This window comes from Brachybacterium sp. Z12, assembly GCF_014400405.1.
GTDB lineage: Bacteria > Actinomycetota > Actinomycetes > Actinomycetales > Dermabacteraceae > Brachybacterium.
Window position 1 is genome coordinate 1,572,963 of sequence record NZ_CP060496.1, and the last position, 16,199, is coordinate 1,589,161.

Consider the following 16,199-nt stretch of genomic DNA (forward strand, 5'->3'; position numbering starts at 1 on the left):
GGCGGTGAGCTGAGTCACGCTGCGGCCGTGCGGGAATGTTCCGCGGGGCCGCAGCGTTCCACCGGTCATGGCTACGCTCACCCTGACCACTGAGAACCACGACGCGACCGTCGAGGACGGCATCGTCCTGATCGACTTCTGGGCGGGCTGGTGCGTGCCGTGCCAGCGCTTTGCCCCCATCTTCGAGGAGGCCTCGGACTCGCACGAGGACGTCACCTTCGCCAAGGTCGACACCGAGGACCAGCAGGATCTGGCGATGCGCTACGGCGTCACCTCGATCCCGACCCTGGTCGCCTACCGCGAGGGCATCCCGGTGTTCTCCCAGGCCGGCGCCCTCCCGCAGTCCGCACTCGAGGACCTCATCGGCCAGGTGAAGAACCTGGACATGGACGAGGTCCGCAAGGCCTACGCCGAGGCCCAGGAGAAGCAGGACTGAACCACCCGCTCGACGCGGAACGACCCCGCCACCGATCTCGGTGGCGGGGTCGTTCTCTGTCAGGGGAGCGCGCGGGCTCAGCCCTCGTTGCGGCGGAAGGGGCGGCGCTTCGAGTCGGGGCGGCTCCCGCGGTCGTCACGACGGAACGGACGATCGCCGTCCCGGCGCGGGCCCTTGCCTCCGCGCGGTCCCTGATCCGGGCCGATGCGCAGCTCGCGGCCGCCCACCTTGGCGCGCGAGATCCGGTCCATCTGCTCGGTCGAGAGGGACCCGCGGATCTGCACCAGGGCGAAGTTCGGGAAGATCTGGATCTTGCCGATGTCCTTGCCGGTCAGGCCGCCCTCGCCGGTGATCGCACCGACGATGCCGGGGGACGGGCGCCGTGGGTGTGGCCCACGCCGACCTTGTACGAGGTGTATCCACGCTCGGTCTGCATCGGCTCGCCGCGCGGGCCGCGGTCGCTCTGGCGGTCATCGCCCGAGAGCTTCGCGGTGAACTCCTCTTCCTCGGTCGCGGTGCCGGGACCCTCGTCGCCGACCATCATCGCGCCGAGCGCAGCGGCCAGCTCGGCCGGGTCGAGACCCTGCTCGGTGACGAACTCGCCGATCAGCTCGCGGTAGAGCTCGAGACGGCCGCGCTCGATCCGGTCCGGAACCTGTGCCAGGCGTTCGGCTAGGCGGTGCTTGGACACGTCGCGGGGCGAGGGGATGACCGCCTCGGCAAGCGTCTGCTTGGTGGCGCGCTCGATGTTCTTCAGCTGCCGCCGCTCATGGGGGCCGATGAAGGTCAGCGCCTCACCGGAGCGTCCCGCGCGGCCGGTGCGACCGATGCGGTGGACGTAGGACTCCGCTTCCTTGGGCACGTCGAAGTTGACGACCAGGCCGATCCGCTCGACGTCGAGGCCGCGAGCGGCGACATCGGTGGCGACCAGCACCTGCAGCGAACCGTCGCGCAGCCGCTCGACGATCTTCTCGCGCTCCTTCTGGGGCACGTCACCGCTGATGGAGGAAGCGATCAGGCCGCGGGCGACGAGCGCCGAGCCGACCTCCTCCGCCGCGGCACGGGTGCGCACGAAGACGATCGCGGCCTCTGCTTTGGAGGTCGCCAGCACGCGTGCGAGGGCACCGGTGCGGTGCCGGAACGGCACCACGGCGTAGGTCTGGGTCACGCTCTTGACCGTCGAGGACTGCGGCGACACGCTCACACGCACCGGGTCCTTCATGTGGGTCTGGGCGACCCGCTGGATGGCCGAGGGCATGGTGGCGGAGAACAGGGCCACCTGACGGCTGGCGGGGAGTGGGAGAGGATTTCCTCGACGTCCTCCGCGAAGCCCATCCGCAGCATCTCATCAGCCTCATCCAGGACGGCGAAGCGGATGGTGTCCAGGCGCAGGTTCGTGCGACGCATGTGGTCCATCACGCGGCCGGGGGTGCCGACCACGACCTGGGCGCCGCGCGCCAGCGCCCGCTCCTGCGGGCCGTAGGGGGAGCCGCCGTAGAGCGCGACCACGTCGAGGCCGCCGATCGATGTGGCGAAGGATGCGATGGCGTCGGCCACCTGCATCGCGAGCTCACGGGTGGGGGCGAGGACCAGGGCCTGCACCTGGCGCAGCGACGGGTCGATCGCGGCCAGCAGCGGGAGCCCGAAGGCGGCGGTCTTGCCGGTGCCGGTCTGGGCGACGCCGATCACGTCGCGACCCTCGAGCAGCGGCGGGATGGCCTGGGCCTGGATCGCCGACGGGGTGGTGAAGCCGAGCTCGTCGACCGCCCGGCGCAGCGGGGCGGGAAGAGCGATGTCGTCGAAGCTGGGGCCTGCAGGGGCGCCTCCGGCTCGGCGGGCGCCTCCGGCTCGGGGGAGTCGGTGGCCTCCGGAGCGGCGGTGGCCTCAGGAGTCACAGCGGACTCGGGAGCGACAGCGGCGTCGGGGGCGACAGTGCTGTCGACGTCGACGCTGGTGTCGGGATCGGAGGCAGGGGAGAAATCAGTCATGTTGTCCTTCGACAGTCAGGGGGTGAACAAGCCCTAACGTGTCGCAGGGCGTGATTGCCCAGTCATTGGGCGTGGGCGCCCATACATCTCGCGGAACGAGGATCATGCGGTGGCATGATGCGCCTCGGGCGAACTCGGGCGGAAACGGACCTGCGATCTCGCAGGTCGGACCGTTGTCGAGTCTACGGGCGTGATGGCCCCCGCAACAGTGCCACGGTGGCGATATCCCTCACCCTGCGCGGTAGGCTGGATCCTCCACGCGACCCGCGTGACGGCCGCCGAGCGCATCCGCGCCCGGAGAGCCGTGCCCATCGAACCCTTCAGAAGGACACCTCGTGCTGCGCACCCATACCGCCGGTGAGCTCCGCCAGGAGCACATCGGACAGACCGTCACCCTCACCGGCTGGATCGGCCGTCGCCGTGACCACGGCGGCGTGACGTTCCTCGATCTGCGCGATGCGGGCGGCGTCACCCAGGTGGTGGTCCGCGAGGACGAGGCGATGCACCTGCGCAACGAGTACGTGCTGAAGGTCGTGGGCATCGTCGGGAAGCGCCCCGAAGGCAATGAGAACCCGCTGCTGCCCACCGGTGAGATTGAGGTCACGGCCGAGACGGTCGAGGTGCTGAGCGCCTCCGCGCCGCTGCCGTTCCAGCTCGACGAGCACTCGGAGGTCGGTGAGGAGGCACGACTGCGCTACCGCTACCTCGATCTGCGTCGTCAGGGCCCCGCCGCGGCCCTCCGCCTGCGCTCCGAGGTCAACCGCGCCGCCCGCGACACCCTCCTGGACCAGGGCTTCCTCGAGGTCGAGACCCCGACCCTCACCCGCTCCACGCCCGAAGGCGCCCGCGACTTCCTGGTGCCCGCGCGTCTCGCGCCCGGCTCCTGGTACGCATTGCCGCAGTCCCCGCAGCTGTTCAAGCAGCTGCTCATGGTGGGCGGGGTCGAGAAGTACTTCCAGCTCGCCCGCTGCTACCGCGACGAGGACTTCCGCGCCGACCGTCAGCCCGAGTTCACCCAGCTCGACGTCGAGATGAGCTTCGTGGACCAGGAGGACGTCCTCTCCCTGGCCGAGGAGATCCTCACCGCGGTGTGGGCCAAGGGCGGCCATCAGGTCACGACGCCGTTCCCGCGCATCACCTATGCAGAGTCGATGCGACGCTACGGCTCCGACAAGCCGGATCTGCGCTTCGACCTCGAACTGGTCGAGATGACCGAGTACTTCCAGGACACGCCGTTCCGCGTGTTCCAGTCCCCGTACGTCGGCGCGATCGTGATGGCCGGCGGAGCCTCGCAGCCCCCGCCGCCAGCTGGACGCCTGGCAGGAATGGGCCAAGCAGCGCGGTGCCAAGGGCTTGGCCTACGTGCTGGTCCAGGAGGACGGCTCCTTCACGGGCCCCGTCTCGAAGAACATCTCGGACGCGGAGAAGGCCGGCCTGCTCGCGGCCACCGGTGCCAGCCCCGGCGACTGCATCTTCTTCGCCGCCGGCGAGGCGAAGGCCTCTCGTGCCCTGCTCGGCGCCGCCCGCAACGAGATCGCCGAACGCCTCGACCTGATTGACCATGACGCCTTCGCCTTCGTGTGGGTGGTCGACGCCCCGATGTTCGAGCCCGCGGCTGATGCCCGTGCCGCCGGTGACGTCGCGGTGGGCGAGGGTTCGTGGACCGCGGTCCACCACGCCTTCACCTCCCCGAAGCCCGAATTCATGGACACCTTCGACGCCGACCCGGGCTCCGCGCTGGCCTACGCCTACGACATCGTGTGCAACGGCAACGAGATCGGCGGCGGCTCGATCCGTATCCACGACCAGTCCGTGCAGCAGCGCGTGTTCAAGGTCATGGGGATCGGAGAGGAGGAGTCGCAGGAGAAGTTCGGCTTCCTGCTCGATGCCTTCCAGTTCGGCGCCCCGCCGCATGGTGGCATCGCCTTCGGCTGGGACCGCATCGTCGCCCTGCTGGCGAAGGAGGAGTCGATCCGAGAGGTCATCGCCTTCCCCAAGACCGGCAACGGCTACGATCCGCTGACCGCGGCGCCTGCGGCGATCACGCCCCAGCAGCGCAAGGAGGCCGGGGTCGACGCCAAGCCTGTCACTCGCGAGGAGAAGGCGGCGAAGCAGGCCGCCGGCGAGGGCTCCGGCGCCTGACCGGTTCCCCACAGACGAGAACGGCCGACGCGATCTCTCGCGTCGGCCGTTCTGTCATCCCCGGAATTCAGCTCGGGCGGGGGCCGCGGGTCTGCTCAGCGGGGCGACTCGCCGTGCTTGATCTGCGCGCGGGGCAGACGGAAGCGCCGGATCTGGATCGCCCGCATGATGCCGTAGCCCACCAGGCCCTGCTGCACCCCACCGAAACGCTCGGTGAGCTGATGGCGCAGGCGCTTGCGCAGGAAGATGCTGTCGACGACGCACAGTGCGATGCCGCCCCACAGCACGATGATCATGCCGGTGCTCAGCAGGGTGGTGAGGTCCGGGCGGATCAGCGGGAGGACCAGCGCGACGAGCATGAAGATCAGGGCGAGCGGGAAGAACAGCTCTGCGACGTTGCGACGGGAGTCGACCACATCGCGCACGAAGCTGCGCTCCCGGCCCCGATGCTGGAGCGGCATCTTCTTCTCATCGCCCGTCATCAGGGCCTGCTGGGCCTCCATCCGCTCCTGGCTCGCCTTCTCGCGGTCCCGGCGGCGGGCCTCCTTGCGGTCGTCGACCACCAGCGGCCTGCGACGGGCCGCCTCGGCCTCTTTGCGGGTACGGGTGGGTCGTCCCTTGGAGCCGGGGCGCGCAGGCTGCAGCTCGGGCTCAGGGTTCTGGGGGTCTCGGACTTGCGGAAGATCACCAGGGCAGTCTAGGTGACGGGTCCTGGGACTCCGTCGAAGGCGGGTTCCGGCGTGAGCCGAGACATTGCTTCGCCGACGTCGCGCCGACCGTGCGCACGCCCATCCCGGCGGTACCGTGACGGGCATGACCACTCATGATCCCTCCCGCCAGGACCTCGTTCCACTCGGTGATGCCGAGGAGGTGGAGACGCTGCGCGCGCGGCTGGAGACGCTGCTGCCGGCCGCGGTCGAGGACCTGAAGGACCTCGTGCGCATCCCCTCGATCGCTTTCGACGGCTATGACCGCGACCCGGTGCGGCGCAGCGCCGAGGCGGTCGCCGCCCTGCTGCGAGGTGCCGGCATGGCTGAGGTGAGCATCGAGTCCGTCGAGGGCGGCAGTCCCGCGGTGATCGGCCGTACGCCCGCCGCCGAGGGCAGGCCCACGGTGCTGCTCTACGCCCACCATGACGTCCAGCCCACCGGGGACCCGGAGGACTGGACGAGCCCGCCGTTCGAGCCCGTCGAGAGGGACGGGCGCCTCTACGGCGCGGCGCGGCCGACGACAAGGCCGGAGTGATGGCGCACGTGACCGCTCTGCGCCTGGTCGGCGAGGAGCTGACCGCCGACGGGGTCGGCGTCACGGTCTTCGTCGAGGGCGAGGAGGAGGCGGGCTCCCCGACCTTCCGCCCGTTCATCGAGACGTACCGGGATCGGCTCGCCGCAGATCTGATCGTCGTGGCCGATTCCGCCAACTGGGCTGTGGGCACCCCGGCGCTGACCACCAGCCTGCGAGGCGTGGTGGATGTGGTCGTCGAGGTGCGCGCGCTGGACCATGCCGTGCACTCGGGGCTGTTCGGCGGCCCGGTGATGGATGCGCTCACCCAGCTCTCCCGCCTGCTGGCCACCCTGCATGACGAGAACGGCGAAGTCGCAGTCGAGGGACTGCTCCGTGCGCCCGACCCGACGGTCGAGATGGGCGAAGCGGACTACCGTCGCGATGCCGGGGTGAGCGAAGGGCTCGAGCTCTCGGGCACCGGCTCCCTGACCGCACGTCTGTGGACCCGCCCGGCGCTCTCCGTGATCGGAATCGACGCGCCCACAGTGCGTGAGGCCTCCAACACCCTGGTCCCCGTCTCGCGGGCCAAGGTGTCGCTGCGGATCCCGCCGGGCGAGGACCCGGACTCGGCGATGGAGGCGCTCGTCGCGCACCTCGAGCGGCACACTCCCTCCACCGCTCAGGTCACGGTGCATCGGGGAGAGCGGGGCAAGCCCTACAGCGCTCGGCAGGCGTCGCCCGCCATGGACCTCGCCCGCACCGCCTTCGCGCGCGCCTGGGGCACTGCGGCGGTGGATACCGGTCTGGGAGGATCGATCCCCTTCATCGCCGACCTGCTCGACGTCTTCCCCGAAGCCGAGGTGCTGGTCACCGGGGTGGAGGATCCCGAGTCCCGGGCACACGGCATCGACGAGTCCCTGCACCTGGGCGAATTCGCACGGGTCTGCCTCGCTGAAGCTCTGCTGCTGCGCAGCGCCGGCGTGCTGGGGGGGGCGGAGCATGAACAGGCCGGTGGAACAGCCCGGGGGAGCGGGCACCCCCATCTCTCCGTTGATGGTCCCGCTGTTGCTGCTCGGCCTGATGATCGGGTTCTTCGCGGGCTACTTCCTCGTGTGGTGGGGCCTGCTGGTCGTCGGCGCCGTGCTCCTCGCGGCAGTCTCCATGGTGTTCTCGGGCAGGAGCCGCGACGGTGCGACCGGAGCGGTGGTGGGTGTCCTGCTGGGATACGCAGGTGTACTCCTGCTGGCGTTCTTCCGAGGCGTCATCTGAGCCTCCGGATCCGCAAGGGAACGAGGTGCTGCGGGCCACGCCGGGAAGGTGAGACGGATCGCCGTGCACACCGTCCCCCGTTCCACGACGCCGAGGCGTATCCTGGAAGGACACGAGCTTCGAGGAGGAAAGCATGACCACGCCCACTACCGAGCGCCCCACCGATGCGCATGGCGTCACCCTCACCTCCGGCGCCGCGCAGAAGGTGACCACGCTGCTGCAGCAGGAGGGCCGCGACGACCTCCGCCTGCGGATCGCCGTCCAGCCCGGTGGCTGCTCCGGACTGATCTACCAGCTGTACTTCGACGAGCGCCTGATGGACAACGATCTGGTCGCCCAGTACGAGGGGGTCGAGGTGATCGTCGACAAGATGAGCAGCCCGTACCTCAGCGGCGCGGTGATCGACTTCTCCGACACCATCGAGAAGCAGGGCTTCACGATCGACAACCCCAACGCCGGCAGCTCCTGCGCCTGCGGCGATTCCTTCGGCTGAGCCGGTATGACCGCATCGAATCCGCCTCGCGGCCGATGCCAGAGATGCAGACGGGCCCGTCCCGGTGACGATCAGATCACCGGGCCGGGCCCGTTCTCGTGTGATCACGGCTACCTGCAGATCACGGACCGGTCACGGAGCTGCGGATGGGATGCTCTGCGGCGAGTCGAGGTGGCTCCACCACCTCCGGAAACCCGTATGATGACGGAGTGCCGTCAAGTGGCGGGCCCTCGGGCCGGTCACGGCCTTCCTATGACGGGGAGGGCGCGGCACTGTGGGCATGTCCCGCCCACATCAGTACCAGCTCCGCGCCGCGGAGCCGGACCGAGTCGACGCGCTCGGTCCGGAGACGCGGTCCGGAGACGACGAGCGGAAGGTCATCCCCTGTGATCCCCCAGGTCCCTCAGCGCGCACGGCGTGTACGTCGCGCAGCGGCAGCAGGCCTCGCCCTGGCCACTCTGGTCCTCGCCGGCTGCACCCAGGCGCAGCAGCGCGGGTTCATGCCCGGCCCGGAAGATGGTCAGGAGGTCACCAGCCACACCGAGCGGATCACGAACCTCTGGGTCGGCTCCTGGGCGGTGCTGGTCCTCGTGGGCATCATGATCTGGGGCCTCACCATCTGGTGCGCGATCGCCTACCGCCGCCGCAAGAACGACACCGGCTTCCCGGTCCAGCTGCGTTACCACGTGCCGCTCGAGCTGATGTTCACGCTCGTACCCGTGGTCATGGTGCTGACCCTCTTCTACTTCACGCAGCGTGACGCCCGTGAGATCGAGATGCACGTGGCGGAGCCCGACTACACAGTCAACGTGGTCGCCAAGCAGTGGAGCTGGGACATCAACTACGTCGACCAGGACGTCCACGAGCCCGCGGGTGTGCAGTCCTTCGCCACCGGCCAGCCGGGCGCGGCGGAGTCGCTGCCGGAGCTGTATCTCCCCGTCGGCCAGACCGTCGAGTTCCGCCTCGACTCGCGTGACGTCATCCATTCGTTCTGGGTCGTGGACTTCCTGTACAAGAAGGACATGGTGCCGGGGCACACCAACAGCTTCCAGCTCACGCCGACGCGTGAGGGCACCTACGCCGGCAAGTGCGCGGAGCTCTGCGGCGAGTACCACTCGGACATGCTGTTCAACGTGGTCGTCGTCTCCCAGGAGGAGTTCGACGCGCACATGGAGGAGCTGCGTACGCAGGGCTACGAGGGCCAGCTGGGCGTGGATCTGAACCGTAACCAGGAGGAGTGGAGCATGCGCGAGATGCATGATGATGCCGGTCCTCGCTACACCGAGGAGACCGACTCCACCGGTACCGAGGGAGAGAACGAGTGAGCACCGAGACCACCGCCGCACCGAGCAGCTCGGTCGCCGCGCGGTTCCAGGAAGAGCGGCCGACGAATCTCGGCCAGCAGATGTTCAAGCTCCTGACCACGACCGATCACAAGCTGATCGGCATGATGTACATGGGCATGGCCTTCGCGTTCTTCGCGTTCGGCGGCTTGCTCGCACTCGGCATCCGCACCGAGCTCTGGGAGCCTGGACTGCAGGTCGTGGTCTCCAAGGACCAGTACAACCAGCTGTTCACCATGCACGGCACGATCATGCTGCTCATGTTCGGCACACCGCTGTTCAACGGCTTCGCGAACTACCTCGTGCCGCTGCAGATCGGCGCCGTGGACATGGCCTTCCCGCGCCTGAACATGTTCGCTTTCTGGATCACCGGCTTCGGCTCGCTGATCGTGGTCTCCGGCTTCCTCACCCCTCAGGGGGCGGCCTCGTTCGGCTGGTTTGCCTACGCGCCACTGTCGGACACCACGTTCTCCCCTGGCCTGGGCGGTGATCTGTGGGTGTTCGGCCTGGCCTTGCAGGGCTTCGGAACGATCCTCGGCTCGGTCAACTTCATCACCACGATCCTGTGCATGCGGATGCCCGGCATGACCATGTTCCGCATGCCGATCTTCACCTGGAACACTCTCATCACCGCAGTCTTGGTGCTGATGGCGTTCCCGCCGCTGGCTTCCGCCCTGCTGGCGCTAGGCGCTGATCGGCGCTTCGAAGCGAACATCTTCGATCCTGCCAACGGTGGACCGATCCTGTGGCAGCATCTCTTCTGGTTCTTCGGCCACCCCGAGGTGTACGTTCTCGCGCTGCCCTTCTTCGGTATCGCCTCCGAGATCATCCCCGCCTTCTCCCGCAAGCCGATCTTCGGCTACAAGACGCTGGTGGGTGCGACGATCGCGATCGCTGCACTGTCCGTCACCGTGTGGGCGCACCACATGTACACCACCGGTGCGGTCATGCTCGACTTCTTCGCCTTCATGACAATGCTGATCGCGGTGCCGACGGGCGTGAAGTTCTTCAACTGGGTGGGCACGATGTGGCGAGGGTCGTTGACCTTCGAGACCCCGATGCTGTTCACCCTCGGCTTCCTCACCACCTTCATCTTCGGTGGCCTGACCGGAGTCATCCTGTCCTCGCCGGTGCTGGACTTCCACATCTCCGACACCTACTTCGTGGTCGCGCACTTCCACTACGTGATGGCCGGCACCGTGGTCTTCGAGATGTTCGCCGGCTTCTACTTCTGGTGGCCGAAAATGTTCGGCTACAAACTCAGCGAGGGGCTCGGCAAGCTGCACTTCTGGCTGCTGACCCTGGGCTTCCACATGACGTTCTTGATCCAGCACTGGCTGGGTGTGGACGGTGCGCCGCGTCGATACGTGAACTACCTCCACGAGGACGGGTTCGACTGGATGAACCAGATCTCGACCGTCGGTGCGTTCATCATGGGTGCCTCGACCCTGCCGTTCCTGCTCAACGTGGTGCTGACCCACGTCAAGGGCAAGAAGGTGGAGGTCGATGATCCCTGGGGTTACGGCGCTTCTCTCGAGTGGGCGACTTCCTGCCCACCGCCGCGTCATAACTTCCATTCCCTGCCCCGTGTCCGTTCCGAGCGTCCGGCGTTCGATCTCCACCACCCGGAGGTCGCGCTGCAGGACCACATGCTCGCTGAAGAACCCGCTGCGAACCCGAGGACGAACTGACATGAGAGCAACGGCAAAGATCTTCTGGATCCTGGCGGTCTTCTTCCTGATCGTCGCCATCGCGTACGCCTTCGTCACTGGCACCTACGAGCCCCTGGGCATCGAGACCGTCGGTTTCCCGGCGCTCCTCGCGCTGGCTGGTCTCGCCATGATGATCGCCGTCACTGCCTCCCTGGCCGTCAAGAAGAACGACCTCGGAGCCTCTGACGACCTGGACGGCGAGGTCTCCGATGACGCCGGCGTGCAGGGTAGCTTCTCCCCGTACAGCTGGGCACCGCTGTGGGCATCCCTCGGCGCCTCGCTCTGCTTCCTCGGTGTGGCCGCAGGATGGTGGATCTTCGCCTTCGGCGTCATGTTCGCCATCTACGGCGTGCTGCTCTGGGTCATGGAGTTCTCCGTGGGACAGCACGCACACTGATCAACGGTTCGCATGCCTCTTCAAGGGCATGCACATCGCCAGCGGGCCCCGCATCGTTCATCGATGCGGGGCCCGTTGCTTGCTTCCTGGGCACTGCGCGCCCTGTGGCCCCTGCTGCAGAGACCAGCGCATAGAGCGCGGCCATGGAGATGTACGGGAGCTCGCACCGCTGCGCCTCGAGCGCCGGGACCGCTTTGCCGCGCGAGCCTCATGCGTCCCGATCAGCTCATCACGCAATGACGTTGGAGGCAGGTCGTGAGGGGCTTCGCCGCCACCCGCACACCCGGACCATGGCACGAGATGCGGGCTGCGGGGCGTGCCATATCTCGTCGTCTTGCCGGGGTGTCCCTTCGAACTTCGTCGAGGGGTGGGCTGCGTGATTGGCCCGGGGCTCTCGGCGAGGGTTGTGCGTCGCGCTATTGGTCTCTGCGCCAGCGGAGCCAGACGGCATCAGTTTCTGGCCAGGGCGGTTCGGTGTGGTTGAACCCCTCTCGTGCGTAGAACGTACCCGCGGTCGAGTTGTCCGGTTCGTACTCGGTAAGCAGATCGCATCCACGCTTTCGTGCTCGGTCCTTGGCGGCTTCGTCAAGAGCGTGCCCGAGTCCTGAGCCGTGTTCCGATGGCAAGACATAGAGCTTCCACATGACGAGGTCGTCCCCGAGGCCCTCGACTTCGGTCATGCCGACCACGCCTTGTGAGGTTTCTGCAACGTCGATGTTGTCTGCGTCGATGGCTGCACGGATCGCTTCGGCACTCCAGTAGGAGTCCAGTCCCTCCATCACGTAGCGCGCGCCTTTGATGGTGCCGTATGTCGCTGGCCAGGTGGAGACGCCGACATACCTCACCCCGTCCAGGTCTTCGGTACGTGGACGGCGATCCCTGTTGGTCATGACGAAGGTGACGGGGAGGGGGAGTACCGGATCATCGACCGCGCTGGTTGGTAAGCAATCAAAAGGCGTGTTGAGTGAAACAGCGCTTTGGATACGTAATCCTGGGCCCGTCTGGCTGAAGCCCGTGGTGTGCCCCGCCGGCCGGACCGAGGAGCACGTCCGGCCGCGCGGCCCGCGGTATAGCGTCAGCTCCCGCCATGAATGCGGCGACTATGATCGCGCCGTGCGCGCGATCGGACGCGGACGACGAGCAGAAGGAGTCGACGATGATCGGTGGAGCGAACCCGGTGGGCAGGGCGCGTCAGGAACTGCGGCAGCTCTTCCCGGACGATGAGGACTTCGAGGGCGCCGTCGAATGGGCGCGCCGGGTGTTCGCAGCAGAGCAGATCGACGCGGATTCCGCGTCGCTGCGCTCCGTACGGGCGCTGCGCAAGAACGATCGTCGGCTGAGCAGGATCGCCGCCCGATATCTGGCAGAAGCTGCTGCCGGGAAGCGGCCGGGGAGCGCACGTCCTCCTTCAACCCGCATCTGGAGTGAGCTGCCGCTCGGTGCCGAGCGAGTACGGGACAAACAGTGGCAAGATGCCTCACCGCTCCCCAGCAGCTGCCCGGGACGTGCGAAGGGCCCCGAGGAACAGTTCCTCGGGGCCCTTCAACGTCTGCGTTCAGCGCAGCCAGAACGGCTCAGTCAGTGAGACGACTTCTCCGAGGGGGTCCGGTAGTCCCCGCCGGTGAGCTCGTCAATGACGTGCTTCTCGTGGCCGTGATGCTCGAGCGCCTCGCGGAGCTCGGCCGGCGTGACCGGATCGATCCGGTCCTTAAAGAAGAAGCTCGTGGCCTTCGCACGGAGCGCGGAGACGCCCTTACCGGCCTTGAGAGGGCGGTAGTCATCGTGCTGCACCAGGACCCAGCGGTCGTACTCGCTCAGCGGTGCATGGATCTCGATCATGTTGCCGGTGTCCGTGCGCACGATCCGCGAGGTCTCCTCGCCGTGCAGTGCCAGGTCACGCTTCTGGCGCTGGATCGACAGGCACAGTCGCTTCGTGATGTAGAACGACAGCACCGGCACCACGAAGAAGCCGATCCGCAGTGCCCAGGTCAGGTCGTTGATCGACAGGTCCAGAGCAATAGCGATCAGGTCGTTCGTGGCCGCGAGGGCGAGGATCAGGTAGGTCATGATCCAGGCGACCCCGAGGCCGGTTCGGACCGGGGTGTTGTACGGCAGATCGTTGAGGTGATGCTCGCGATCGTCTCCGGTGACCCATGCCTCGAGGAACGGGTACAGCGCGAGAGCGGCCAGCAGCAGCCCGTAGATGCCCATGGGGATGAGCATGTTCCAGGAGAGCACGTAGCCGAAGATCGTCGACTCCCAGCCCGGGATCAGGCGCAGCCCGCCGTCGGTCCAGAGCATGTACCAGTCAGGCTGCGAGCCTGCCGAGACGGGGGAGGGGTCGTAGGGGCCGTAGTTCCACACCCCGTTGATCGAGGTGGTCGCCGAGATCATGGTGATGATCCCGAAGACCAGGAAGAAGAATCCTCCGGCCTTGGCCGCGTAGACCGGGAACACCGGGAACCCGACCACGTTGCGCTCGGTGCGACCCGGGCCGGGGTACTGCGTGTGCTTGTGCAGCACGAGCAGCACCAGGTGGATCGCGATCAGTCCGAGGATCATCGCGGGGACCAGCAGGATATGGACGGTGAACAGTCGCGGGATGATGTCGGTGCCGGGGAACTCGCCGCCGAACATGAGCATCACCAGGTACGTGCCCACCACGGGCATGGACTTCATCAGCCCTTCGACGACGCGCAGGCCGTTGCCGGAGAGCACGTCATCGGGGAGGGAGTAGCCGGAGAAGCCGGCAACCATGCCCAGGACCATGAGGGTGAAGCCCACGAGCCAGTTGAGCTCGCGCGGCTTGCGGAACGCACCGGTGAAGAACACGCGGAACATGTGCACGAAGATCGCGACCATGAACACGAGTGCAGACCAGTGGTGCATCTGGCGGAACAGCAGGCCGCCGGTGACCTCGAACGAGATCTCGAGCGTGGACTCATAGGCGCGAGACATCGTGGCGCCCTGCAGCGCCTCGTACGGGCCGTTGTAGACGACCTCCGACATGGAGGGGTCGAAGAACATCGTCAGGAAGGTTCCCGAGATCAGCAGGATGACGAAGCTGTACAGCGCCACCTCACCGAACATGAACGACCAGTGGTCGGGGAAGATCTTGCGGGCCATGAACTTGATGAGGCCGCCGCCGGCGACGCGCTTATCGAGCCAGTCGCCGCCTACTGCGCCGAGCTTGTACACGCGGGAATTGTTCGCGTCGACGGAAGTCTGCTTCCGGGTGCTGGGAGTCGTGGTCGACACGTGATCACACATCCTTGTTCTTGTGGATGTTCCAGAAGCTGGGGCCGATCGGCTCGATGAAGTCGCCGGGGGCCACCAGGTATCCCTCGTCGTCGACCTGGATCGGGAGCTGGGGAAGGGGGCGGTGCGCCGGGCCGAAGATCACCTTGGCGCCGTCGGTGACGTCGAAGGTGGACTGGTGGCAGGGGCACAGCATGTGGTGGGTCTGCTGCTCGTAGAGAGCGACCGGGCAGCCCACGTGGGTGCAGATCTTGGAGAAGGCCAGCACTCCCTCGACACCCATCGCCATGCTGTCCTCGTTCTTGGCGAGCTTGGGGTCGAAGCGCACGATCACGGCCGCGGCCTTCGCACGCTCCTCGATATGGTGCTCGGTCTCGCTGGTCAGGCCCTCGGGCATGATGTGGAAGATCGAGTTCATCGCGACGTCGGAGAGCTTGATCGGCGTGCCGTCGTGATCGCGGGCGAGGCGCTGGCCCGGGTTGTGGCCCCAGAAGGTGTGGTGGAGCTTGTTGCCCGGCAGTGGGCCGAGCGTCGACAGCGGAGCCAGCACGGCGATCGGAAGCGCTGCCAGAGCGGCGACCATCGCGGTGACGATCACGGGGCGACGGGCGATGCCCGACTCCTCGAGGCCGTCGTTGATGATGCCGACGGCGGCCTCGCGGGTTTCGTCGGAGCTGCGGATGTCGTGCCGCTCCTCGACCATCTCTTCATCGGGCATGAGGGTCTTGGCCCAGTGCACGGCGGCCGCACCGATGAAGAACACGGCGATCGCGAGTCCGAGGCCGATGGTGAGGTTCGACCACCACAGGGCGCTGGGGCTCTTCTCCTCCGCGAAGAGGTTGATGCCGGTGGGCGTGACGAGGAAGTACGCCGCGATGAAGAGGACCGTGCCCACGACGCTCAGCAGGAACATGCTGGCGACGATGAGCTCCGCGCGCTTCTCCGCGGCCTTCGAGATATCCGCCTGGCGATGGACATGGGGAGGCAGGCCCGGGTTCGGGAAGCCGCCACCCTCCTTGGAGGAGATGGCGCTCACGCCGCTGGCGGGGAGCTGCCGTCGAGGTTGTTGTTCATGCTCGCATTCACTTGGCCTTCGCCCCCAGCCACACTGCGCAGCCCAGGAGCAGGGACAGAACGATCGTCCACACGTACAGGCCCTCGGTCACCGGACCGAGCGAGCCCAGGGAGATACCGCCGGGGAGCCCGTCTCATCGAGGGTCTCGAGGTACCTGATGACGTCGCGCTTGTCCGACGGGGAGAGGTTGGTGTCGTTGAAGACCGGCATGTTCTGCGGGCCGGTCTCCATGGCCTCGTAGACGTGCTTGGATTCCAGGCCGACAACCGGGGGTGCGTACTTGCCGCGGGTCAGGGCACCGCCGGCACCGGCAGCGTTGTGGCACATGGCGCAGTTGATCCGGAAGATCTCGCCACCCTTGGTGGCATCACCCTTGCTGGTGTCGAGCCACTCCTCGTCGGGAACCGCGGGACCGGGGCCGAGCGAGGCCACGTAGGCGGCCAGCTGGCGGGTCTGCTCCTCGTTCATCTGCGGGGGCTTGCGGGCGGCCTGCGCGCCGGCGGACTGCATCGGCATGCGGCCGGTGCCCACCTGGAAATCGACCGAGGCGGCGCCCACACCGATCAGGGACGGGCCGATGGTGCCGCCATCGGCGTCGAGGAGACCTTCCGCGTTGCGGCCGTGGCAGGTCGCGCAGTTGGCGAGGAACAGCGCCTCGCCAGCGTCGACGTCATCCTCTGTGTAGGCCTCGGCCTGGGCCGTCTGCGGCTGCAGGGCGGCATACAGCCCGCCGGTCGCGACGAGCGCGAGCAACAGGATCACGAGTAGCGCCATCGGGTGATGACGACGTGCGGCGAGAGCCTTCACGGTTCGGACCTCGATTCGTGGAGGGGGTGGACTGAGCGGTGACGGGGGAAGGGGG

Annotated in this window: 9 protein-coding genes and 5 pseudogenes; 8 read left to right on the forward strand and 6 right to left on the reverse strand. The window is 67.4% G+C overall.

The window, feature by feature from the left end; genetic code table 11:
- Positions 1-67: 67 nt before the first annotated feature.
- Complete coding sequence (gene trxA, locus H3H54_RS08395) at positions 68-436, forward strand: thioredoxin (RefSeq protein ID WP_262426235.1); 369 nt, start codon at positions 68-70, stop codon at positions 434-436.
- A gap of 77 nt (positions 437-513) precedes the next feature.
- On the opposite strand, the pseudogene H3H54_RS08400 reads toward trxA, so the two are convergent.
- Positions 514-2,424, reverse strand: a pseudogene (locus H3H54_RS08400) (DEAD/DEAH box helicase).
- Positions 2,425-2,759: 335 nt separating this feature from the next.
- Here H3H54_RS08400 and aspS point away from each other — a divergent pair.
- Positions 2,760-4,566 (forward strand): annotated as a pseudogene (gene aspS, locus H3H54_RS08410) (aspartate--tRNA ligase).
- A gap of 95 nt (positions 4,567-4,661) precedes the next feature.
- Here aspS and H3H54_RS08415 read toward each other — a convergent pair.
- Positions 4,662-5,129 carry a DUF3043 domain-containing protein gene (locus H3H54_RS08415; RefSeq protein WP_262426237.1) on the reverse strand — a complete coding sequence of 156 codons (468 nt, stop codon included), beginning with the start codon at positions 5,127-5,129 and terminating at the stop codon, positions 4,662-4,664.
- A gap of 250 nt (positions 5,130-5,379) precedes the next feature.
- On the opposite strand from H3H54_RS08415, the pseudogene H3H54_RS08420 reads away from it, so the two are divergent.
- From H3H54_RS08420 to H3H54_RS08440, 5 genes and pseudogenes are all read left to right on the forward strand, one after another.
- Positions 5,380-6,776, forward strand: a pseudogene (locus H3H54_RS08420) (dipeptidase); the annotation flags it as partial.
- Positions 6,777-7,192: 416 nt separating this feature from the next.
- On the forward strand, positions 7,193-7,552 hold the full coding sequence (locus tag H3H54_RS08425; RefSeq protein ID WP_262426238.1) for an iron-sulfur cluster assembly accessory protein: 360 nt from the start codon (positions 7,193-7,195) through the stop codon (positions 7,550-7,552).
- A gap of 386 nt (positions 7,553-7,938) precedes the next feature.
- The gene (gene coxB / locus H3H54_RS08430; protein WP_262426239.1) at positions 7,939-8,877 is read left to right on the forward strand and encodes a cytochrome c oxidase subunit II; all 939 of its coding nucleotides are present in this window, start codon (positions 7,939-7,941) and stop codon (positions 8,875-8,877) included.
- Positions 8,874-10,586 carry a cytochrome c oxidase subunit I gene (gene ctaD / locus H3H54_RS08435; RefSeq protein WP_262426240.1) on the forward strand — a complete coding sequence of 571 codons (1,713 nt, stop codon included), beginning with the start codon at positions 8,874-8,876 and terminating at the stop codon, positions 10,584-10,586. The genes coxB and ctaD overlap by 4 nt, the downstream gene beginning before the upstream one ends.
- Position 10,587: 1 nt before the next feature.
- Complete coding sequence (locus H3H54_RS08440) at positions 10,588-11,004, forward strand: cytochrome c oxidase subunit 4 (protein ID WP_262426241.1); 417 nt, start codon at positions 10,588-10,590, stop codon at positions 11,002-11,004.
- A gap of 416 nt (positions 11,005-11,420) precedes the next feature.
- Here H3H54_RS08440 and H3H54_RS08445 read toward each other — a convergent pair whose 3' ends face one another.
- Positions 11,421-11,894, reverse strand: coding sequence for a GNAT family N-acetyltransferase (locus H3H54_RS08445; protein WP_262426242.1), 474 nt, complete (start codon positions 11,892-11,894; stop codon positions 11,421-11,423).
- A 197-nt stretch (positions 11,895-12,091) separates the two neighbouring features.
- Between H3H54_RS08445 and H3H54_RS08450 the strand changes: the two genes are divergently transcribed.
- Entirely contained in the window at positions 12,092-12,589 is a 498-nt protein-coding gene (locus tag H3H54_RS08450; RefSeq protein ID WP_262426243.1) for a hypothetical protein, read from the forward strand.
- On the opposite strand, the gene H3H54_RS08455 is transcribed toward H3H54_RS08450, so the two are convergent.
- The 3 genes and pseudogenes from H3H54_RS08455 to H3H54_RS08465 all read right to left on the reverse strand — a co-directional run bounded on the left by H3H54_RS08455 (position 12,583) and on the right by H3H54_RS08465 (position 16,144).
- Complete coding sequence (locus tag H3H54_RS08455) at positions 12,583-14,262, reverse strand: ubiquinol-cytochrome c reductase cytochrome b subunit (protein WP_262426244.1); 1,680 nt, start codon at positions 14,260-14,262, stop codon at positions 12,583-12,585. The two genes, H3H54_RS08450 and H3H54_RS08455, sit on opposite strands and share 7 nt — an antisense overlap.
- A 4-nt stretch (positions 14,263-14,266) precedes the next feature.
- Positions 14,267-15,336 (reverse strand): annotated as a pseudogene (locus H3H54_RS08460) (Rieske 2Fe-2S domain-containing protein).
- An 8-nt stretch (positions 15,337-15,344) separates the two neighbouring features.
- A pseudogene (locus H3H54_RS08465) lies at positions 15,345-16,144 on the reverse strand (c-type cytochrome).
- Positions 16,145-16,199: the final 55 nt, after the last annotated feature.

Coding starts and splice junctions, on each gene's coding strand:
- H3H54_RS08440 (WP_262426241.1), top strand. CDS start 10,588: ATGAGAGCAACGGCAAAGATCTTCTGGATCCTGGCGGTCTTCTTCCTG.
- trxA (WP_262426235.1), top strand. CDS start 68: ATGGCTACGCTCACCCTGACCACTGAGAACCACGACGCGACCGTCGAG.
- H3H54_RS08450 (WP_262426243.1), top strand. CDS start 12,092: ATGAATGCGGCGACTATGATCGCGCCGTGCGCGCGATCGGACGCGGAC.
- H3H54_RS08425 (WP_262426238.1), top strand. CDS start 7,193: ATGACCACGCCCACTACCGAGCGCCCCACCGATGCGCATGGCGTCACC.
- H3H54_RS08445 (WP_262426242.1), bottom strand. CDS start 11,894: ATGACCAACAGGGATCGCCGTCCACGTACCGAAGACCTGGACGGGGTG.